The sequence below is a fragment of the Nonomuraea sp. NPDC050227 genome (assembly GCF_044459705.1).
Taxonomy (GTDB): Bacteria; Actinomycetota; Actinomycetes; order Streptosporangiales; family Streptosporangiaceae; genus Nonomuraea.
In genome coordinates this window covers 260,168-279,582 of the sequence record NZ_JBITJF010000004.1, presented here as the reverse complement: position 1 = coordinate 279,582, position 19,415 = coordinate 260,168, and the positions used below count along the sequence as shown (strand labels likewise).

Below are 19,415 nucleotides of genomic sequence, written 5' to 3'. Positions count from 1 at the left end.
GCCATGAGAGGCTTCCATGCTCGCCACAAATCGACTATCGTCGATTTTCGATGAATGAGACAAGGGGGCCTCTGCCGCGCGCCGAGGCTGAGGAGTATGCGAGCTGGTTCAAGGCCCTGGCCGACGCCACTCGGATTCAGATCGTGTCGCTGCTTGCGCGGAGGCGAGCGCCGATGAGCGTGGGCGAGATCGTGACCGCTTCCGGGGTAGGCCAGTCCACCGTCTCGCACCACCTGAAGATCCTGGCCGACGTGCGGTTCGTGCTGGTCGAGAGGCAAGGCACGTCGAGCCTGTACCGGATCAACGAAGCCTGCGTGAGCTGTTTCCCCACCGCCGCCGACGTGGTGATGGGCAACCCCGTGCCGGCCGCACCGGTCTGCGACTGAGGAGATCCCATGGCGCACGACGAGATCGTCGACCACTGCTCCGCCCTGGCCCGCACCGGCCACACGGTGGACGTGGTCATCTCCAACTGCGTGATCAACCTGTCCGACGACAAGGCGGCGGTGCTGGCCGAGGCGTACCGGGTGCTGCGGCCGGGCGGCCGGTTCGGCGGCAGCGACGTCGTCACCGCGCAGGCGCTCGACGAGCAGGCGCGACGGCGGGCCCAGCAGCGCATCGGCTGCGCCGCCGGATCGCTCACCGTGCAGGAGTACCGGGATCTGCTCGTCGCGGCCGGCTTCGTCGCCGTCATGATCACGCTGACCGTCGATCACGGAGACGGCGTGCACTCGGCCACCGCCCAGGCCGTCAAGCCCGCCATCGGGCCCGGCCTGGAGATCCGGCCGATGCGCGAGGGCGACGCCGCCGAGGTGCTGGCCATCTACCAGGCCGGGCTCGACACCGGCCAGGCCAGCTTCGAGACCACCGCACCCAGCTGGGAGGGATTCACCGCGAGCCGGTTGCCGCATCTGCGGTACGTGGCGACCGACAGCGACTCCGGCGAGGTGCTCGGCTGGGTGGCCGCCTCGGCGGTGTCGTCCCGCCCGGTCTACGCCGGAGTGGTCGAGCACAGCATCTACGTCCACCCCGGCTGCCAGGCTCACGGCATCGGCCGGGCGCTGCTGGCGGCGTTCATCGCCGCTGCCGAAGATGCCGGCGTCTGGACGATCCAGTCCGGCGTCTTCCCCGAGAATGCCGCCAGCCTGGCCCTGCACCAGGGCCTCGGTTTCCGGGTGGTCGGCACCCGCGAGCGCATCGGCTGTCACCGCGGCCTCTGGCGGGACGTGCTGATGATCGAGCGCCGCAGCACCTCGACCGGGGTCTGAGTCGCCGCCCGGGACGGCGGTTCGCGGACTACCGTTCGGCTGGAGCCGCGTTGCGCCCTTCGCCGTACGAGATCTCACCCAAGCTCCCCGACGTCTCATGGCTTCGATATGTGTCAATATAGAGAGACATCGATTTCGTACGGAGAAGACGTGGAACCTCTGGAGCTCTTGGAGTGCAGCCCGCCGCTGATGCGCGAGCCCCTGGACGCCGAGCAGGCGGCCGGGGTGGCGCGCGTGTTCAAGGCGCTGGGCGACCCCGTACGGCTGCGCATCCTGTCGATCGTGGCCAGCCGGGCCGGCGGCGAGGTGTGCGTGTGCGACATCACCGGCGCGTTCCAGCTGTCCCAGCCGACCATCAGCCACCACCTGAAGGTGCTCAAGGAGGTCGGCCTGCTGACCTCGGAGCGGCGTGCCTCCTGGGTGTACTACCGGCTGGTTCCCGAGACGCTGGGTGAGCTGTCGGCCCTGCTCGACGTGCCCGCGCCCGTCTGAGGAACAACGCGATGTCCTCTTCCACCTCACCGCCGGCCGCCGCGCCCGCGCAGGGCGTCATCGCCGGCCTGTCCACGCTCGACCGGTTCCTGCCAGTCTGGATCGTCGCGGCCATGGCCGCCGGACTGCTGCTCGGACGACTCGTCCCGGGGCTGAACACCGCGCTGGAAGCGGTGAAGATCGGCGACATCTCCCTGCCGATCGCGCTCGGACTGCTGCTGATGATGTACCCGGTGCTGGCCAAGGTCCGCTACGACCGTCTGGGCTCCGTCACAGGCGACCGCCGCCTGCTGTTCTCCTCCCTGGTGCTGAACTGGGTGCTCGGCCCGGCGCTGATGTTCGCGCTGGCCTGGGCCTTCCTGCCCGACCTGCCCGAGTACCGCACCGGCCTGATCATCGTCGGGCTCGCGCGGTGCATCGCCATGGTGCTCATCTGGAACGACCTGGCTTGCGGCGACCGCGAGGCCGCCGCCGTCCTGGTGGCGCTCAACTCGGTCTTCCAGGTGGTCGCGTTCGGCGCGCTGGGCTGGTTCTACCTGCAGGTGCTGCCCGGCTGGCTCGGCCTCGCGCAGTCCGCGCTTCAGGTCTCGGCCTGGGACATCGCCCAGTACGTGCTCATCTTCCTCGGCATCCCGCTGGCCGCCGGATATCTGTCCCGCAGGCTCGGCGAACGCGCCCGCGGCCGGGACTGGTACGAAAGCCGTTTCCTGCCACGCGTCGGCCCGCTGGCCCTGTACGGGCTGCTGTTCACCATCGTCATCCTGTTCGCCCTGCAAGGCGGCACGATCACCGCCCAGCCCGGCGACGTCGCGCGCATCGCGCTGCCGCTGCTGGCCTACTTCGCGCTCATGTGGGGCGGATCGTTCCTGGCCGGCAAGCTGATCGGCCTGGGCTACGAGCGCTCCGCCACCCTGGCCTTCACCGCCGCCGGCAACAACTTCGAGCTGGCCATCGCGGTGGCGGTCGGCGTCTTCGGCGTTACCTCCGGCCAGGCTCTGGCCGGAGTGGTCGGCCCGCTCATCGAGGTTCCCGTCCTGGTCGCCCTGGTCTACGTCAGCCTGGCCGGCCGCCGCCTGTTCGCCAAGGAGCCCATGCATGCCTGACCAGCCCAGCGTCCTGTTCGTCTGCGTGCACAACGCCGGACGCTCCCAGATGGCCGCCGGCTGGCTCACCCACCTGGCAGGCGACCGCGTCGAGGTCCGCTCGGCCGGTTCCGCCCCGGCCGAGCAGGTCAACCCGGTCGCTGTCGAGGCCATGGCCGAGGTCGGCATCGACATCACCGCCGCCCGCCCCAAGGTCCTGTCCGTCGACGCGGTCCAAGCTTCCGACGTGGTCATCACGATGGGCTGCGGCGACGCCTGCCCGATCTTCCCCGGCAAGCGGTACGAGGACTGGAAGCTCAACGACCCCGCCGGCCAGGGCATCGACGCCGTCCGAGCCATCCGCGACGACATCCGCCTCCAAGTGGAGAAGTTGCTCGGCGAGTTGCTGCCTGGCTGACTCGCCTGCACTGAACGACGGCGAAGGCGGCCACGAGACGGATGGGGGCGTGCGCATGCCATGGCTCCGTTGGGGCAGGTGGACCTGGGTGAGGTCTCCTCACCCAGAGCCTCAGGACGGCCGGCCTCAAGCGGAGGCGGAGCGACGGAGGTGCCGAGCATGTGGCTGCACACCATCAGGTACGCATCGATCAGCGCCGTCATGTGCGCAAACCTCGGCTTGGGAGGAGCCGCGCCGGGTGCGGCGATCACGCCACATCAGCAGCCTGCGTGCACTGCGCCACCGCTCCAAGGGCATGTGGTGGATGTGTCCCTCGGGGAGATGGGATCCGGCATGGTGCGCCCTGGCCCCCCGTACGGCTCAGGGCCGCATGGCACGCGGATGAGACTGACGGCCACGCCTTCGAGCGTTCCCGCCGGCAAGGTCTCGCTGCGTGCGTACAACAAGGGGGTCCTCGCCCACGAGGTCGTCGTGCTGCCGCTCCCGGCGGGGCACGCGCCGGGACGGCGGGTGACCGGTTCGGACGGGCGCGTCAGCGAGGCGGGCAGCCTCGGCGAGGCGTCTCGTACGTGCGGGGCGGGCGCCGGGAACGGCATAGCTCCTGGATCCACGAGCTGGACCACGTTGACACTGCGACCGGGCCGATACGAGCTGCTGTGCAACTTCCCGGGCCACTACTCGGCCGGCATGTACGCCGAACTCGACGTCACCGGTTAGGCCACGGGCCTGATCAGATCGAGGTCTGGGCGGCCGGCAGCCCCACGGTGGCGACCAGCAGCCGGGCCGCCGCCACGAGGGTGTCCGGTTCGACGCGGTCGGGGGTTTCGGCGGGGGTCTGGTAGCCGGGCATGCCCATGCCGATGCCGATCGCGGCCAGGCCGGCGGCGGCGTAGCGGCGGTTGTCGGAGGCCATCGCGCCCGCTCGGAGGGGCACGCCGGTCAGGCGGGCGGCCTGGTCCAGGGTGGCCAGCAGCGCGTGGGCGGGGCCCCCGGCCTCGACCGAGGCGGCCTGGTGCAGGTGCGCGGCGCCGTCGAGGTTGATCACCAATGTGTCGGACGGCAGCGCGGGCGCGTGGTGGGCCGAGCCCCATGCCCCGGCCTCCTCGGCGTCCAGGAAGACCACCGACAGCTCGGCCCGGACGGCCGGGTCCGCCGTCAGGACGCGGGCGGCCTCCAGGACGGCGGCCACGCCGGAGGCGTTGTCGGCGGCCGCGGGCAGCCGCAGGCCGGGGTCGTCGCCGACGCCGTCGTAGTGCGCGGCCAGCAGTACTCGCGGCCCGCTCCCCGCTCCTCCGGCGTGGGGGAAGCGGGCGTGCACGTTGCGGCCGTCCGTGGAGATCTGCCGGAGCGGCATCGACGCGGTCACCCGCACCGGCCCGGCGGCCAGCGCGTCGGCCAGGCGGGTGTGCAGGTCGGCGCGAAGGGCGATGATCGGGACGGCGCGGGGGGCCGGTCCGGCGATCATCTTGGGCATCCACCCCTCCGCGTCGGTGCCGCGCGCGGTCAGCACGCCGGCCGCGCCGTGGGCCTCGGCTCGTTCGCACGCGTGCGCCCAGTCCCCGGCCTCGGCCAGCACCCATCGGCCGCGCAGGTCGGCCTCGGCGGCGGCGGCGAGCGGCGCGGTGCGCAGGTCCGGCGAGTCGGCGGTGGCGAGGTGCTCGACGAAGTCCCGCCGGTGCTCCAGGCGCAGCTTTCGGTCGCCTGCGTTCCATTCGAGCACCGGGGTGGCATACAGCTCCCGCACGTCGGCGACGGGGAAGGAGTCGAGTTCGACCTCGGCGCCCAGCTCGCGCAGCCGCTCGGCGAGCCAGGCGGCGGCGGCGCGACCTCCGGCTGTGCCCACGCGCCGCCCGGCGTAGCGGTCGCGGGCCAGCTCGTGCACCGTGGCCTGCATCCGCGCCGCCGACACCCGCTCCACGACGGCGGCCAGGCCGGGCGCCTGAGGGAGGTCCGGCATGGTGGAGGTCATCCGCAGCAGCCGGTGGCGGCTGCCTCGACGGCCGGGGCGGCGGCTGGGGCCTGACCGCAGCAACCGGCCTGGGCGGCCTGCTGGGCGGCGGCCGTGCTGCCACAGCAGGCGTTTGCGGCTGCCTCTGCCTGGTCGGCCGTGTCACCGGCCGCGGAGGCGGCGGCAGGAGCTCCACAGCAGCCACCGGCGGCGGGCGGCGCGAAAGCCTCTGCCAGGTCGCCGATGAAGCCGCCGCTGGTCTGGCCCGTCGTCATGATGGTTTCCCTTCTGCGGGTGTGAGGTCGAGGCATCAACACTTCGACCTTTGTCGAATCAGGCATGACGATCCCACGCTGCTTAGACGTTCGTCAAGATAGACGGGGGTCGAAATAAGGGGTGCCTGGTAGACACATGCCCATGAACGCATCTACCGCCCAGCACCTCAACATCCTGTCTGCCGCATTCGCCGTCGAGCATCTGCCGCATGAAGGGGTGCCCGAGGACGATTGGCTGGTGCTCGTCCGAGCTCCGGAAGGGCTGACCGTGGTCCGCGAGGCCAGCGGTGTGGACGCAGCGGAGCAGTGGATCGGCTTCTACGGAGGCGCCACAGCGCATGGCCTGGACATTCCCGGAATGCTGTCCGCGATCGTCAAGCCGCTGGCGGAGGCGGCGATCCCGGTATTCGTCGCCTCGACTTTCCATGCCGACCTGGTTCTGGTTCCCGAGCCGAGGAAACAACAGGCCATCACCGTCCTTGAGGAAGCGGGGCACCAGGTGACGAGCCAGGGCGCGAGTGCCGCCGGGAATCACGCCGCCGGTGCCGCGCAGCCGTAGCGGGGGCCAGGCGAACCAGGGCGGGACGGAAGCCGACCATGAGCGCGCCCCGGTCGCGGGCCTCGCGTACGGGCGCGACGGCGACGGGCCGCCCAGGTCGCCGACGCTTTCGGCGTTCCGTCCGGCCAGGACGGCCCGGCGGCGGCTGGTCAGGTTCGGAGTGGAAGCCCTCAGCTGTCGCCCCTGCGCCGAAGAGTCAGATAGGCTCCAATAACCCGAACATCTATGTTCGAGTTATCGGAGAGGTAGTGGGGCGTGGCACCGCGAGAAGCGCCGAGAGAGGGACGAGCATCAGCAACGGTCAGTTGCCGGTCGGCCAGAACGGTCACGCCGGTCGCCTCAGGCGGCGGACTCGCCGTTTCTCACGACGGGTCAGAGCCGGCCTCGCCACCCGGCCCTTTCCCGGAGGCCCGTCATGCGTAGCGCCGTGCCCCTGGGGGACGACACCGTCGTCGTGCTGCTGTTGGCAGGACTGATCTTCATGGCGGCCCTGGTGCTGGGCGTATGGAACTACCGGCAGGTGATCCACTCGGCGCGCCACAGGGCTCACCCCTATGTGGACATCGCGCATCGCGCCGCATTGCTGTATTCGTTCGCGACCCTGCTGATCGCTGTCTTCGTCGAGCTGAGCGGCTGGCCGGCGGCAGTCGATCTCGTCGCGGCGGGAGTCGTCGTGGCGTTCTTCGTCGCGGCGATCGCGAGCTACGTCTTTCACGGTCGGCGCCGGGACACCGGCAATCAGTTCCGCCATCCCGTCCGCGGCACAACGGCGTTCATGGCGGTGCTCATCGTGGGCGAGATCGGCGGCTTCGCCGTGCTGCTCGCCGGATTCGCGCAAGCACAACTGCTCTGAATCCTGTCCAGGCCACGCATGCGGTGAGTCCGCCGCCCCACGCCGGAACCGGGCTCCCGCCTCAGGCGGCCAGCACCGACTGGATGGACTTCGTGACCGTGTCGGCGGCATCGTCACGGGCCAGGCGTCCTTGGCGTACCTCGTTCGCCGCGCCGTGCAGGATGTAGTGGGTGAGGCTGACCAGCCAGGCGGCGGGCAGGTCGGTACGGAAGACGCCTTGATCCTGGCCACGGTGGACGAGGTCGGCCATGCGCTGGGCGGGTTCGGCGTGCAGGTCCCGGACCCGTCCCGCGGGAAGGACTCCTTCGGCCGCGGCCAGCAGGGCCGCTGATTCGGCCACCAGTTCCCAGCTGGACGCCAGCAGGCGGCCCATGGCTTCGCGCGCGTCGCCTGTCAGGTCGACGGAGGCCAGGAGCTCGTCACCGTCTCGCAGCGCCTCGACCAGTGCCGCCTCGACGAGGTCGGCCCGGGTCCGGAAGTGCCCGTACAGGGTCATCCGCCCGACGCCGGCGGCGCGGGCGATGTCATCGGTGGTCGCATGCGGGTCCGAACGCATCAGTTCGCGTGCCGCGGACACGATGCGGGCGATGCTGCGCTCGGCATCGGCACGGCGCCTGGAGCGCGCAGGAGGTGCAGCCATGCCCCCAGTCTATCTCGTATGCGCATATACGGCTTATAGTGACCAGCGGAACTCGTATATGGACATACGAGATATCGGCTGGAGGATCTGATGACCCAACCTGCAGTGCCCGCTCAGGCAGAGCTCCACGAGCCGCTCCCGGCCCGGTGGCGCATCCTCGGCTTCCTCGGCGTGGCCCAGCTCATGCTGATCCTCGACGTCACCGTCGTCGCCATCGCGCTGCCCCACATGGAGACGGACCTCGCCCTCGGTCGCGAGGCCCTGACCTGGACGGTCAGCGCGTACACGCTCACCTTCGGCGGCCTCATGCTGCTCGGCGGCCGCATCACGGACCTGCTGGGCGCCAAGCGGATCGTGATCGCCGGCCTGTTGCTGTTCACCGTCGCCTCGCTGGTCACAGGGTTGGCCGGGTCGGCGGGCATGCTGCTCGCCGGTCGGGTGGCCCAGGGCGTCGGGGCCGCGCTGCTGTCGCCCGCGGCGCTGTCACTGGTGGTCGCCCTGTTCGACGGAGAGGAGCGGAACAAGGCCCTGGGTGTCTGGTCCGCGCTCGGCGGCGGCGGCGCCGCGCTCGGCGTTCTCCTGGGCGGCCTGCTCACCGCCGGTCCGGGATGGTCGTGGGTGTTCCACGTCAACGTGCCGATCGGCCTGGTGATCGCCGTGGTCCTCGCCGTACTGCTCCCGGCGCGTACGCCTTCGCCCGCCTCCCGGCCCCGGCTCGACGTGCTCGGTGCGATCCTGGTGACGTCCGCCGGCGCGTCGTTGATCTACGCCCTCATCGCCGCCGGCGAGCGGGGGTGGCTCAGCGCCCTCACCGGGTGGCTCGTGCTCGCCGCTGCCGTGGGCTACGTGCTGTTCGTGCTGTGGCAGAGGCGGGCGCGTTCGCCCCTGATGGACGTGCGACTGCTCGCCCGGCGACCCGTGGCGGTCGGGGCCTTCCTCATCCTGATGGCCACGGCACTGATGATCGCGGTGTTCTTCCTGGGAACCTTCTACTTCCAACACGCTCTGGGCTACGGCGCGCTGCAGGCCGGGCTGCTGTTCCTGCCGGTCGCGCTGGCGACGATGCTCGGCGCCAACCTGACCGGACGCCTGCTCGGCCGCTGGGGCGGGCGCGCCCTGGCCGTCGCGGGTCTGACGGTCGCGGCGATCGGCATGGCCGTACCGGCCTTCTCGACGAACGTCGTCAGCGTCGTGGCAGGCGTGGCCGTCGCGGCGGCGGGCACCGGGGCGATGTTCGTCATCGCCTCGGCGACCGCGCTCGGTCAAGTGGCGCCCCACGAGGCCGGGATCGCCTCCGGCATCGTGAGCACCTTCCACGAGTTCGGTGCGTCCATCGGAGCCGCCGTCATGTCCAGCGTCGCAGCCGCGAGCCTGGCCGGGACCACGTTGAACGGCTTCACCAGCGGATTCGCCGTGGCCGCGAGCGCATCGGCGGTCGGCGCGGTCGTCGCAGCGCTGGTAACGCCCGGCCGCCCGTCACCCACGGCGCAAGCCGGCTCTCAGTGAGCGGGGACCGCCCGGTCGCGGGCGCCACGGCCTGTCAACTCCCCTGAACCCGACTGGAAAGGATCACTGTGACAACGATCCGTCGTGCCACGCCCGAAGACGCCGCCGTCGTGCACGACCTCATTCGCGGTCTGGCCGAACACCAAGGCCAGGCCGCGGCCATCACCGTAGGCGTCGAGGATCTGGCGCGGATGCTCGCCCGCCCGGAGGTCACCTATCTGATCGCCGAGCGGAGCGGCCGGGCCATCGGCTACGTCTCCTGGCTGGAGCGCATCAGCTTCTGGTCCGGACAGGACTACCTCGCCCTGGACGACCTCTACGTGACCGGCGCCGAACGCGGCGACGGCGTGGGCGAACGGCTGATGCAGGCCGCGGCCGAAGCCGCCGACGGCAAGGTGATCCGCTGGGAGGTGTCCGAAGCCAACGTCGCCGCGCAACGCTTCTACGCCCGCATCGGCGCGACCCTCACCGCCAAGAAGATCTGCCGCTGGCAACCGGCGCGGACTCGCCCGGAACCGTCGAACACCTGGTGAACGGCGTGGCATCCCCTTCCTTGCCGGGGCTCGCCCGCATACTGGGGATACTCCCCCTTCCATCGTCAATCGCTTCACATGCCCGTCGAGAGGGAGATCATGAGGGTTGTGGCGACATTCGGCCTGCTCGCGGCCCTTGTCGCAACCCCCTGCACGATCGCGGCGGCCGCGCCCGTCCTGCCGGTGCCCGACCCTCCGGTGGAGGAGGGCGACAGTGCCGATCTCCAGACCAACCCTGAGGGAGCGGCGGGCCGGCCCAAGGCACCGGCGGGGATCGGCAATTGGACGGGGGTCAAGATCAGGCCGCGTCGCCCGCGTCAGGACAGTTACGTTCGCGTGCTCGTACGCTGCCCCGCCGAGGCCACCGACGCGATCGTGGCCGCCAAACCGTTCAACCCGCCGGGATCGAGGACGTTCCGCACACAGCTGGGCGTCGGGATGAGGAACAACCGGGGCTTCGACAAGATGTACCTCTCCTACGACGCGCTCCTCGGCCGGCGCCGGGTCACGCTGAAATGCGTGAAGGTCACCATGCTGGAGCACCCGCGCAGGAGAGTGATAGAGCTGGTCAGCCGATCCGACACCTACGTCTTCGTCCGAAGGTTCGAGCCCGGCAAGTTCTGACCGGTCGTCCTCTGCAAAGCCCCCGCCCGGCGCCGGGCCCTGGCCGGCACATGTCGTGACAGCGTCCGGTGACAGCGATCATTGTGCTCGAAAGGCGTCCCCGTCCCCTGCCACAGCGCATACTCTCGCACAGGAACCTGATCAGGACGCGTACCGTTGATCATCTCGGAGGAGGGGATCGATGGCACCTGCCGACGACCACGGCTTGCCGGACGACCTGCGTACGGAGATGCGCCAGGGCTTCCGGCGCTGGATGTCCGGCCCTGCCAAGAGCCGGCCACCGGGCCGGGTCAAGCGCTGGAGCGCGAACGCGATGCTGGGCATGCTCGCCGCCGCCACCGCCGCGCCCGTCATCGTGAGCGTGGCGACCGGTCAGGCCGTCCCGGAGCTGATCTCGTCGACGGGTGGCCTGGGCACGAACATCCTCAGCGAGCTGATCGTCCGCCTCGCCGACAGGATGCGCTCGCCCAGCAGGGAGCTCGCCGAGAGCGAACTGCTCGCCGAACTCCGCACGCTGCTGGAAGCCGACGACGAGCGTGCCGCCGCCCTGAGCCGCGAGCTGGCCAGGCTCCTGCGCGGCGTCGGCGCCACCGAGATCATCGCCGAGTCGTCCGGCTGGGCCGAGGCCGCGGAGACGCTGGACCTGCTCGGTTCGAGCTTCTCCGAGCTGGCGTTCCTGCAGCTGGAGCTGAACGAGACGGTACGCAGGATCGAGGCCGCCGTACAGGAGCAGAACATGGCGCTCCAGCGGCAGGAGGACCGCCTCGACCGCGTGTCGGAGCTCGCTCGTGATGTGCACTGGCTGCGCTGGAGGACCGAGCCCGAGCCGCAGGCGGACGTCCCGCTCGCCGGGTGCCCGTACATGGGGCTCAGGCCGTACGGGGTGCTGAACCGGCCGTTCTTCTACGGGCGGGAGGAGGAGACGAAGCTGCTGCGCGAGGCGATGGCAGCCAGGGTGCGGGGGCCGGGGCTGCACCTGCTGGCGGGGGCCTCGGGTGCGGGCAAGACGTCGCTGCTGCACGCCGGGGTGCTGCCCAGCCTGTCCTCCGGCCTGCCCGGCCTGCCCGAGGCCGCGCGGTGGCCACGTACGATCATGAATCCGACCCGGGCCCCGCTCGCCCAGTTGAAGGCCCGGCTGGGCACCGCCTTCGGCTTCGAGTGCCCCGCGCTGGAGCAGCAGCCGCACCGCGCGCACGAGGTCGTCCACGAACTCCTCGTACGGCACGCGGAAGACCGTCCGCCGGGCCGCCTGATCCTCATCGTCGACCAGTTCGAGGAGATTTTCACGCTTGTCCGTTCAGCGGGCGAGGCCAAGGCGTTCCTGGAGGTCCTGCGCGCAATCAGCGAGGAGCCGGTCGGCCCTGACGACGCTCCGGCGGCCGTGGTCATCCTCGGGGTGCGCGCCGACTTCTGGGGACGGTGCGCCGAGCACGACCTGCTGCGCGCCGCCCAGGACAGCCGGTCGACCACGCTCGGGCCCATGAGCGATTCCGGGCGTCTGCAGGCCGTGGTCGGTCCGGCGGAGAAGGCCGGACTGAAGGTGGAGAGCGCGCTGGTCCAGGTGCTCATGGACGAGCTCAGGGCGCGGCCCAAGGACATGGGCGTGCTCCCGCTGCTCTCCCAGGCCATGCTCATGACCTGGCGCAAGCGCGAGGGCGACCGCCTCACCCTGCGAGGCTACGACCGCGCGGGACGGATCGAACAGGCCGTGCGCAAGGCCGCCGAGGAGGTCTACGGGGATCTGTCGCCGCACCGGCAGGAGGTGGCGCGCCGGCTCTTCCTCCGGCTGACCCAGGTGGTGCCCGACGGGCACGCCCGCAGGACGCTGCCGCTCGACCAGGTGGACGACGACGGCCGCGCGGTCCTGCACGCCTTCGCCGCGATGCGTCTGGTCGTCCTCGGCGAGAAGGCCGCCGAGATCTCCCACGACGTGCTCCTGGACGCCTGGCCCCGGCTGGGCGGGTGGCTGGAGGGCGACCGGCCGGGGCGCCTGCTCGTCGCCAGGATGCAGCAGCAGGCCGAGGACTGGGAGCAGCACGGAAGACGCGCCGAGCTGCTGTACCCGGCGCGCCAGCTCAAGGAGGTCAGGCTCGTCCTGGACCGCTGGGCGGGCGACGACCGCTACCCGGCGGTCGAGCCGGTGGCCGCACGCTTCCTGGAAGCCTCCACGGCGTCGCTGCGCCGGCGCCGGGTTGTCCGGCTCGCGTTCGGAACCGCGGCGGTGGCGGCGGTGACCGTGGCGGGATTGCTGGCGGCGAACTCCGTCCAGGAGGCCGCGGCACGCGACCGGCGCGCGATGTCGGCGGCCGTCGATTTCCGGAGCCGCTCGGTGCGGCAGGACGACCCGTTCCTGGCCGGCCTGCTGTCGGCCACCTCCTTCCGGATCGCGCCCGGCGACGAGAGCCGGCAGGGCATGATCGACTTCCTGGCCACCACGGCACGCGCGGTGCTGCCGAGCGCGGACGTGGCCGCCTTCAGCCCCGACGGCACCAGGCTCGCCACGATCGAGACGGGCGGCGTCATCAAGCTGCTGGACACCCGCACCCGCCGGCCGATCCTGACGATCCCGACCGGGCACACCGGCGCCGTCCATCACCTGCGATTCAGTCCCGACGGGAAGACGCTGGCCACCTACGGGCAGGACCACACCGTACGACTGTGGGACGCGGCTTCCGGCAGGCCGCTCGCGGCCCCGATCCAGCCGGTCGCCGACACCGGCGACCACACCGGCCGGATCTCCTCGATCGCGTTCGCCCCTGACGGCCGTACTCTCGCCGCCGCCACGACGGGCGGACGCGTCACGTTCTGGAACGCGGACCGCCCGGACGGACGGCAGATCCAGACGGGAGGGCCCGTCGACGCGATGATGTTCGGGCCGGACGGCCGGACGTTGAGCGCGGTGGTCAACGACAGGCTACGAGTCTGGGACAGATCCACCGGGCGGGCATCATCGCCGATCCCCGGAACGGTGACGCATGCCGACGTGTCCGGCGACCTCCTGGTCACCTCGACCGGCGACGAGGTCCGGCTCTGGAACGCCGCCACCCTCCGGCCCGCCGGCGCGCCGATCCGTACCGGCCCGATCGACGGGCTGGCCCTCAGCGACGACCGCGGCACCCTGGCCGTGATCAGCGGCAGGCGGAACATCCAGTACTGGGACCTCACCACCCGCCGCCGCGTCGGCACGACCGTCACCGGCCACACCGGCGACATCCATGCCGTGCGCTTCGCGGCGGGCGACACCCTCCTCGCCACCGTCGGCGGCGACGCGACGGCGCGGCTCTGGAACGCCAAGGCCATGACCGAGCTCGGCCCCGCCGTCCAGGCCGGTGACTCCGCCACCGTCTCCTTCACCCCCGACGGGCGGGCCCTGGCGATGGCGACGGAAGGCGGCCTGCGGCTGCGGGACCTCGCCACCGGCCGGCTCCAGGCCCTGCCGCCCGGCGCGATCGCCCTGTCCCCCGACGGCCGTACCGTCGCCACCGTGACCGGCGGGAAGCTGACGCTCAAGGACCGCGCGACCGGCCGTCCGACCGGCACGCCGCTGCCCCTGGCGGACGGACGAGTCGCGTTCAGCCCGGACTGGCGTCTGGCCGCGATCGCCGTCGAGAACGACATCCAGGTCTGGAACCTCGCCACCGGCAAGCCCGTCGGCCCCGTCATGACCGGCCACGGAGCCGGCCCGCAAAGCTACGATCCCGACGACACCGTGGTGACCGGCCCCGTCGACGGCGTCGCCCACATGGCGTTCACCCCCGACGGCAAGCTGCTGGCCTCGGTCGGAGTGGACCTGACCCTGCGGTTCTGGGACGTCGGCACCGGCTCCTCGACCCGGTTCGTCGAGGACTCGACCGAGTGGGTGGAGATCGACCGGGCCGGCCGCCGCGCGGTCACACTGGGGATCTCCGCCGACGAGAAGCACGCCGTCATCCGCGTGTGGGACGTGGCGACCCGGCAGCCGATCGGCGACGCCTGGCAGGCCCACGGCCTCGGCGGCGCCGGGGCCGCCGCGTTCAGCCCCGACGGACGCGTCATCGCCACCGGAGGCCGCGACGGCGAGATCCGGCTCTGGGACGTGGCCACCCGCCGTCCCCTCGGCAACCCGCTCGCCGGACCCCGAGCGGACGTCACATCACTGGCGTTCAGCCCGGACGGCACCACGCTGGCCGGCGCGAGCGCCGACGGAACCGTACGACGGTGGGCCGTCGCGTTCCCCGAGGATCCACTGGCGGCGGTGTGCGAGGTGGCCGGACGGTCACTGACGCAGGAGGAGTGGCGTCGTAACCTGCCGACGACCACGCCCCCGGAGACCCTGGCCTGCGCCCCCTGAAGGGCGCGAGCACGCCCCCGCCGACAGGGCGGCCATGAGCGCGTTGCGCAAGGTCATCGTGAGCCTCTCGGGCACGGGAAGATCGCCGGCCTGTTGTTGCCCGCAGGCCCCGGGCGCGTTCACGCCGTGACCGTCGAGAACTCGATCCGTCCCGTCGGGAAACAGCAGGCATGACACGAACCCCAACGGAGGAGATGGTCGAGGCGGACGACGCCGAGCTCATCCGCCGGTCGATCGACGACCCGGAGCAGTTCGCCGGGGTGTTCGACCGGCATGTCGAGCAGATCCATCGCTATGTCGCACGGCGGTTGGGCGTGCAGGCCGCCGACGACATCGTGGCGGAGACGTTCCTGGCCGCCTTCCGCTCCCGCGCCTCCTACGATCACGCGCAGCCGCTGGCCAGACCGTGGCTGTACGGCATCGCGACCAACCTCATCGCGAGGCAGCGCCGCGACGAGGAGCGGTTCCTGCGGGCGCTGGCGCGTTCCGGCGCGGAGCCGCCGCCTGAGTCCATGGCCGACGCGGTGATCGGGCGCGTGGCCGCGCAGGCCGAGGACCGCCGGTTGGCGGGGGCGCTGACGGGCCTGGCCAGCGGTGATCGCGACGTGCTGTTGCTGGTGGCGTTGGGAGACCTGGCCTACGACGAGGTGGCGCGAGCGCTCGGCATCCCGATCGGGACCGTGCGCTCGCGCCTGCACCGGGCCCGCAAACAGGCGCGGGCCGCCCTCGGCACCGTCAGCCACATGAGAGAGGACGCATGATGGACGAATTCGGACGGTTCCTCGATGCCACCCCGGCGATCACCGGCGAGGCGAAAGAGGCGGCGCGCACCCGGCTGCTGGAGGCCATGCGCGAACCGGCCCCCACGCCGACGATGCCCACGCCAATGTCCGCACCGAGGCCCACACCGATGCCCACACCGATGCCCACACCGAGGCGCCCGCCGAGGCGGCGTGGGCCGCGCCTGGCCTGGCGTCTGGCGCTGGCCGCGTCGGTCGCGCTGGCCGTCGGTGCGGGCATCATCACGGTACGCGGCAGTGAACGGCCTGCCACCGCCCCCGTCGCCAGCGTCCGGGAACTGGGCGACAAGGCGGCCAGGAGCGCCGAGACCGACCCGTACGAGATCACGCCGTCGCCGGGCCGCTGGCTGTACGTGAAGCAGACGATCGCTCCGCTCCGCAAGGAGCCGGAGCCCGAGGTGGATCGCGACCGGCGCATGACTCTTGAGACGTGGCACAGCCTGGACGGCAAGCAACTGGCGCTGGACGACGGACGCGGCAAGCTCGTCACGGAGGAGTACGGCCCCGGCGTCACGGGCGCGGACCTGGCCGAGGCGCCGGTCACACCCGAGGAGATGATCGCCAGGATCGGGGCGAGCGTCGACGCGACTCCCGTGACGGAGTTCGACGACGCCGACGCGACCAGGCAGCAGCGGATCTTCCGGACGATCTCCCAGTTGCTGGGCGAGCAGCCGCTGGTCGCCGACGTGCGGGCCGCGTTGTTCCGGGCGCTGCCCATGATCCAGGGGGTCGCGGTCAAGCAGGACGCGATCGACGCGGCAGGCCGCCACGGGGTCGCGTTCGCGTACACGGGAACCTGGGAACGCTTCGAGATCATCGTGAGCGCGCAGGACTACCAGTTCTTGGGGACGTACGGCGAGAGCGTTGCCGATCGCACCTTCGACCTTCCTGGCGGCGCGACCCGCACGGTCAAGGCGGGCACTCCTCTGGTGTGGAGCGCACGGATGACGGCCAAGGTCGTCGAGAAGGCCGGAGACCAGCCGTAGGAAGGCCCTAAGTAAGGCGATCCACGTCCCGACGCGGCGAGGCGTGATCACGCCGCTTGACCACGACGCGAGCCTCACGATGGGCGCGGCCACCAGGCCGCGCCCATCGTCATGTGCGCCTCGGACTCGCCCGCCGCGCCCGGAACCCCACGACGTGGCCGACCTCAGCGTCCCGGGTTTGACGCGTACACTTGCACCTGTAAGACTGAACTAACAGGTGCAAGACAGACCCTCTCCAAGGACGACATGCCGACCAGCGAAGAGTTGCTCCGCCTGCTCGGCGCGGTCGGGCATCCACTCAGGTTGCAGATCCTCGCCGAGCTCGCCGACGGCCGAATCCACGTCAGCGAGCTGGCCCGCCGGATCAAGGTGTCCCGTGCGCTGCTCTACATGCATCTGGAGCGGCTGGAGAAGGCGGGGCTGATCGAAGGGCGGCTGGAGCTGTCGGCCGACGGCAAGGCGATGAAGTACATCGAGCTGCTGCCCTTCGAACTCACCCTGACGATCGACACCGTCCTCGCGGCTCTGCGCGCGGACGACGAGGAAGGACCCCATCAGGTGCAGGAGACCCCGCAGTGATCGACATCGGTTCCATCGTGATCCCCATCGTGGTCGTGCTGATTCTGTTCGGCGCGATCACGGCCTGCATGGCGTTCTACTTCCGGTTCGAACGGCACCGCACCGACGTGCTGACGGCCGAGATGGCCAGATATCGCGAACTGGCCGAGCAGGCCGTGCAGCGGCAGGGTGAGGTGCAGGCCAGGATGGGCGAGCTGACGGAGAAGGTCGCGGCGATGGAGAGGATCCTGCTCAGCGTCGACTGACGACCCTGTGACACAGGTCCGGGGGCGAGCGGCAACTCACCCCCGGACGGCGGAACCGCACGACCACGCCGTGACGGCGTGCCTTTGACGCGTACGTGCTCCCACAGAAAGGAGAGCAGCTCATGCTGCTCGAACGCAAATCATCCCGCTGGCGTGCCCTCATGTGCTCGCTGGCAGTCGCCGCGCCGCTGCTGGCAGTGAGCGCCCCCGCCGCCGCGACGGCGGCCGATCCGGCACGGTCGGCACGGCAGTTCGCCGACGCCTACGTGCCCCGCCAGCTCAAGGAGCACCACATCCCCGGGGCGGCGATCGCCGTCGTGGCGGGCGGCCGTCAGGTCTTCGCCCAGGGGTACGGCGTCGCCGAGGTGGAGACCGGCCGTCCCGTGGACGCCGAGCGCACGGTCTTCGCCCCCGCGTCGGTGGCCAAGCTGATCACCGCCACCGCCGTCATGCAGCTCGTCGAACGGGGCCGGATCGACCTGAACGCCGACGTCAACCAGTACCTCACCACGTTCAAGATCGACGACGCCTACCCGGGCCGGCCGGTCACCATGGCGAACCTGCTGACCCACACCGCCGGGTTCGCCGGCGGTGACTTCGGCACCGGCGCGGCCACCGCCCGTGATGTGCACCCGCTCGGCGCCCACCTCGCCGACCACCAGCCGCCCCGGATCCGGCCGCCCGGCACCAGGGCCGTCTACTCCAACTACGGGATGGGCCTGGCCGGCTACCTGGTCGAGGTGCGCTCGGGCCTGCCCTTCCACCAGTACGTGCAGGAGAACATCTTCCGCCCGCTCGGCATGACGCACTCCAGCATGGCCCAGCCCGAGCCCGGCCCCGTCGCCCAGGCGCTGGCCCCCGGTTACCGTCTCCAGGACGGCCACCAGGTCCGGGCGGAAGGGGCCAAATACGGGCACATGCCGCCGCACGGAGCCGGCTTCCGCTCCACCGCCACCGACATGGCCGCGTTCATGCTGGCCCAGCTGACCGGCGGCGGGGGGATACTCAGGCCGGACAGCGTGCGGCTCATGCAGAGCCGCCACTTCGGCAACGCCGAGGGCACCGCCGGCATGGGGTACGGCTTCCAGGAGTACACCAGGAACGGCCGGCGCCTGCTGGTGCACCGGGGCAACATTCCCGGCTACTTCGCGATCATGGCGCTGATCCCCCACCGGGGCATCGGCGTCTACGCCTCCTACAACGGCATCGGCAAGGGCGGCCCCGACTCCGCCTGGTCCCTGGTCAACGCCTTCGCCGACCGCTTCGCCCCGGCCCCCGCCCCGGCGGACGGCACGCCGGGGCCGCTGCCCGACGTCGCCCAGTACGCCGGCACCTACCGTACGGCCCTGGCCGCCGACATGACCGACCTGGGCAAGCTCAGCTCGCTCACCAGCACCGTGACGGTCAGCGCGGCAGGCGACGGACTCCTGACCACCACCGGCGCGGTCGCGCTCGGCCCCACCGAGAGCCGCCAGTGGACGCAGATCGCCCCCGCTTTGTTCCGCGAGAAGAACGGCTACCGCACCATCCAGTTCCGGCCTGACGGCCTGCTGGCCACGGAGAACCCGGCGGGGCCGCTGGAGCGCCTGGCCTGGTACCAGTCGCCCACCTTTCATCTCGGCGTGCTCGGCGTGAGCCTGACCGTGCTGCTGCTGTCGGCTGTGGGCGGACCCCTCGCGCACGCCGTACGCCTCGCGCGGCGCCGCCGCAGGCCCACCGGCTCCGGCGGGTCCGGCGGGTCCACCGGGTCCGGCAGGTCCGGCGGGTCCAGTGGGTCCGAGGATGGATCCGCAGTCGCGGGTGCTTTCGGGGTTGCCGCCGGAGGCGGGCGGACGGCGCGGCGGCGGCCGGTTCGCGGGCCACGCCTGGCCGGGCTGCCCGCGTGGATCACGGCGGTGCTCGTCACGGCCTCCGCCGGTTCGCTCGTGGCGATGTTCGCCGACTTCGACGCCAACCAGGCCGAGTTCTTCCTGGGCGGCAGCCCGTTGTTCACGACCATCACCACGCTGCCCGTCCTGGCCGCGGCCGGGGCCGGGGTGACGCTGGTCACCGCCGGGCTGGCCTGGGTCAAGGGCTGGTGGACCCTGGCCGGGCGGGTTCACTGCACCGTCGTGGTCCTCGCCGCGCTCGCCTACCTGAGTGTGGCCGCCGCCTACAACCTGATCGGCTGAGAGCCTCCGGCGACTCCGCCGCCCGAACGGTTCGCAGGAACGCTACGGCGCGAGTGCCGCGACTACCGCTCATCCAGGCGGGCGGCACCTGCGCAAGGTCCTGACC

At 71.4% G+C, this 19,415-nt stretch carries 19 protein-coding genes; 17 read left to right on the top strand and 2 right to left on the bottom strand.

Annotated elements, in window-relative coordinates; genetic code table 11:
- Positions 1–50: 50 nt before the first annotated feature.
- From ACIBK9_RS18375 to ACIBK9_RS18350, 6 genes are all read left to right on the top strand, one after another.
- Complete coding sequence (locus tag ACIBK9_RS18375) at positions 51–386, top strand: ArsR/SmtB family transcription factor (protein WP_397159470.1); 336 nt, start codon at positions 51–53, stop codon at positions 384–386.
- Positions 387–395: 9 nt separating this feature from the next.
- Positions 396–1,268: a GNAT family N-acetyltransferase gene (locus tag ACIBK9_RS18370; protein ID WP_397159468.1), complete on the top strand. Its 873-nt coding sequence runs from the start codon at positions 396–398 to the stop codon at positions 1,266–1,268.
- 150 nt (positions 1,269–1,418) lie between these two features.
- Positions 1,419–1,760 carry an ArsR/SmtB family transcription factor gene (locus tag ACIBK9_RS18365; protein WP_397159466.1) on the top strand — a complete coding sequence of 114 codons (342 nt, stop codon included), beginning with the start codon at positions 1,419–1,421 and terminating at the stop codon, positions 1,758–1,760.
- An 11-nt stretch (positions 1,761–1,771) separates the two neighbouring features.
- Complete coding sequence (gene arsB, locus ACIBK9_RS18360; RefSeq protein WP_397159464.1) at positions 1,772–2,863, top strand: ACR3 family arsenite efflux transporter; 1,092 nt, start codon at positions 1,772–1,774, stop codon at positions 2,861–2,863.
- Positions 2,856–3,260: an arsenate reductase ArsC gene (locus ACIBK9_RS18355; RefSeq protein ID WP_397159462.1), complete on the top strand. Its 405-nt coding sequence runs from the start codon at positions 2,856–2,858 to the stop codon at positions 3,258–3,260. The genes arsB and ACIBK9_RS18355 overlap by 8 nt, the downstream gene beginning before the upstream one ends.
- Positions 3,261–3,641: 381 nt before the next feature.
- Positions 3,642–3,977: a sulfocyanin-like copper-binding protein gene (locus ACIBK9_RS18350; protein ID WP_397159460.1), complete on the top strand. Its 336-nt coding sequence runs from the start codon at positions 3,642–3,644 to the stop codon at positions 3,975–3,977.
- 13 nt (positions 3,978–3,990) lie between these two features.
- Here ACIBK9_RS18350 and ACIBK9_RS18345 read toward each other — a convergent pair whose 3' ends face one another.
- Positions 3,991–5,217: a M28 family metallopeptidase gene (locus ACIBK9_RS18345; RefSeq protein ID WP_397159458.1), complete on the bottom strand. Its 1,227-nt coding sequence runs from the start codon at positions 5,215–5,217 to the stop codon at positions 3,991–3,993.
- Positions 5,218–5,625: 408 nt separating this feature from the next.
- On the opposite strand from ACIBK9_RS18345, the gene ACIBK9_RS18340 reads away from it, so the two are divergent.
- Together ACIBK9_RS18340 and ACIBK9_RS18335 are read left to right on the top strand one after the other, a co-directional pair.
- Positions 5,626–6,042, top strand: coding sequence for an ACT domain-containing protein (locus ACIBK9_RS18340; protein ID WP_397159456.1), 417 nt, complete (start codon positions 5,626–5,628; stop codon positions 6,040–6,042).
- A gap of 415 nt (positions 6,043–6,457) precedes the next feature.
- Positions 6,458–6,895, top strand: a complete 438-nt coding sequence (locus ACIBK9_RS18335; protein WP_397159454.1) for a hypothetical protein — start codon at positions 6,458–6,460, stop codon at positions 6,893–6,895.
- Between the two features lie 61 nt (positions 6,896–6,956).
- Here the strand turns inward: ACIBK9_RS18335 and ACIBK9_RS18330 are convergent, their stop codons facing one another.
- Positions 6,957–7,535 (bottom strand): TetR/AcrR family transcriptional regulator, encoded by a 579-nt coding sequence (locus ACIBK9_RS18330; protein ID WP_397159452.1) that lies wholly within the window; start codon positions 7,533–7,535, stop codon positions 6,957–6,959.
- A 90-nt stretch (positions 7,536–7,625) separates the two neighbouring features.
- Between ACIBK9_RS18330 and ACIBK9_RS18325 the strand changes: the two genes are divergently transcribed.
- The 9 genes from ACIBK9_RS18325 to ACIBK9_RS18285 all read left to right on the top strand — a co-directional run bounded on the left by ACIBK9_RS18325 (position 7,626) and on the right by ACIBK9_RS18285 (position 19,309).
- Positions 7,626–9,041, top strand: coding sequence for an MFS transporter (locus ACIBK9_RS18325; RefSeq protein WP_397159450.1), 1,416 nt, complete (start codon positions 7,626–7,628; stop codon positions 9,039–9,041).
- Positions 9,042–9,109: 68 nt separating this feature from the next.
- Positions 9,110–9,574 carry a GNAT family N-acetyltransferase gene (locus tag ACIBK9_RS18320; protein WP_397159448.1) on the top strand — a complete coding sequence of 155 codons (465 nt, stop codon included), beginning with the start codon at positions 9,110–9,112 and terminating at the stop codon, positions 9,572–9,574.
- 108 nt (positions 9,575–9,682) lie between these two features.
- Positions 9,683–10,198 (top strand): hypothetical protein, encoded by a 516-nt coding sequence (locus tag ACIBK9_RS18315; RefSeq protein ID WP_397159446.1) that lies wholly within the window; start codon positions 9,683–9,685, stop codon positions 10,196–10,198.
- 181 nt (positions 10,199–10,379) lie between these two features.
- Entirely contained in the window at positions 10,380–14,528 is a 4,149-nt protein-coding gene (locus ACIBK9_RS18310) for an AAA family ATPase (RefSeq protein WP_397159444.1), read from the top strand.
- A gap of 170 nt (positions 14,529–14,698) precedes the next feature.
- Positions 14,699–15,289, top strand: coding sequence for an RNA polymerase sigma factor (locus ACIBK9_RS18305; RefSeq protein WP_397159442.1), 591 nt, complete (start codon positions 14,699–14,701; stop codon positions 15,287–15,289).
- A complete protein-coding gene (locus ACIBK9_RS18300) occupies positions 15,286–16,314 on the top strand; it encodes a CU044_5270 family protein (RefSeq protein WP_397159440.1) in 1,029 nt (342 codons plus the stop codon). The genes ACIBK9_RS18305 and ACIBK9_RS18300 overlap by 4 nt, the downstream gene beginning before the upstream one ends.
- 246 nt (positions 16,315–16,560) lie before the next feature.
- Positions 16,561–16,893: a winged helix-turn-helix domain-containing protein gene (locus ACIBK9_RS18295; protein WP_358296223.1), complete on the top strand. Its 333-nt coding sequence runs from the start codon at positions 16,561–16,563 to the stop codon at positions 16,891–16,893.
- Positions 16,890–17,138: a hypothetical protein gene (locus tag ACIBK9_RS18290; RefSeq protein ID WP_397159438.1), complete on the top strand. Its 249-nt coding sequence runs from the start codon at positions 16,890–16,892 to the stop codon at positions 17,136–17,138. Before ACIBK9_RS18295 ends, ACIBK9_RS18290 begins: the two co-directional genes overlap by 4 nt.
- Positions 17,139–17,260: 122 nt before the next feature.
- A complete protein-coding gene (locus ACIBK9_RS18285) occupies positions 17,261–19,309 on the top strand; it encodes a serine hydrolase domain-containing protein (RefSeq protein WP_397159436.1) in 2,049 nt (682 codons plus the stop codon).
- The last annotated feature ends 106 nt before the right edge of the window (positions 19,310–19,415 follow it).

Coding starts and splice junctions, on each gene's coding strand:
- ACIBK9_RS18375 (WP_397159470.1), top strand. CDS start 51: ATGAATGAGACAAGGGGGCCTCTGCCGCGCGCCGAGGCTGAGGAGTAT.
- ACIBK9_RS18370 (WP_397159468.1), top strand. CDS start 396: ATGGCGCACGACGAGATCGTCGACCACTGCTCCGCCCTGGCCCGCACC.
- arsB (WP_397159464.1), top strand. CDS start 1,772: ATGTCCTCTTCCACCTCACCGCCGGCCGCCGCGCCCGCGCAGGGCGTC.
- ACIBK9_RS18355 (WP_397159462.1), top strand. CDS start 2,856: ATGCCTGACCAGCCCAGCGTCCTGTTCGTCTGCGTGCACAACGCCGGA.
- ACIBK9_RS18350 (WP_397159460.1), top strand. CDS start 3,642: ATGAGACTGACGGCCACGCCTTCGAGCGTTCCCGCCGGCAAGGTCTCG.
- ACIBK9_RS18345 (WP_397159458.1), bottom strand. CDS start 5,217: ATGCCGGACCTCCCTCAGGCGCCCGGCCTGGCCGCCGTCGTGGAGCGG.
- ACIBK9_RS18340 (WP_397159456.1), top strand. CDS start 5,626: ATGAACGCATCTACCGCCCAGCACCTCAACATCCTGTCTGCCGCATTC.
- ACIBK9_RS18335 (WP_397159454.1), top strand. CDS start 6,458: ATGCGTAGCGCCGTGCCCCTGGGGGACGACACCGTCGTCGTGCTGCTG.
- ACIBK9_RS18330 (WP_397159452.1), bottom strand. CDS start 7,535: ATGGCTGCACCTCCTGCGCGCTCCAGGCGCCGTGCCGATGCCGAGCGC.
- ACIBK9_RS18325 (WP_397159450.1), top strand. CDS start 7,626: ATGACCCAACCTGCAGTGCCCGCTCAGGCAGAGCTCCACGAGCCGCTC.
- ACIBK9_RS18310 (WP_397159444.1), top strand. CDS start 10,380: ATGGCACCTGCCGACGACCACGGCTTGCCGGACGACCTGCGTACGGAG.
- ACIBK9_RS18305 (WP_397159442.1), top strand. CDS start 14,699: ATGACACGAACCCCAACGGAGGAGATGGTCGAGGCGGACGACGCCGAG.
- ACIBK9_RS18300 (WP_397159440.1), top strand. CDS start 15,286: ATGATGGACGAATTCGGACGGTTCCTCGATGCCACCCCGGCGATCACC.
- ACIBK9_RS18295 (WP_358296223.1), top strand. CDS start 16,561: ATGCCGACCAGCGAAGAGTTGCTCCGCCTGCTCGGCGCGGTCGGGCAT.
- ACIBK9_RS18285 (WP_397159436.1), top strand. CDS start 17,261: ATGCTGCTCGAACGCAAATCATCCCGCTGGCGTGCCCTCATGTGCTCG.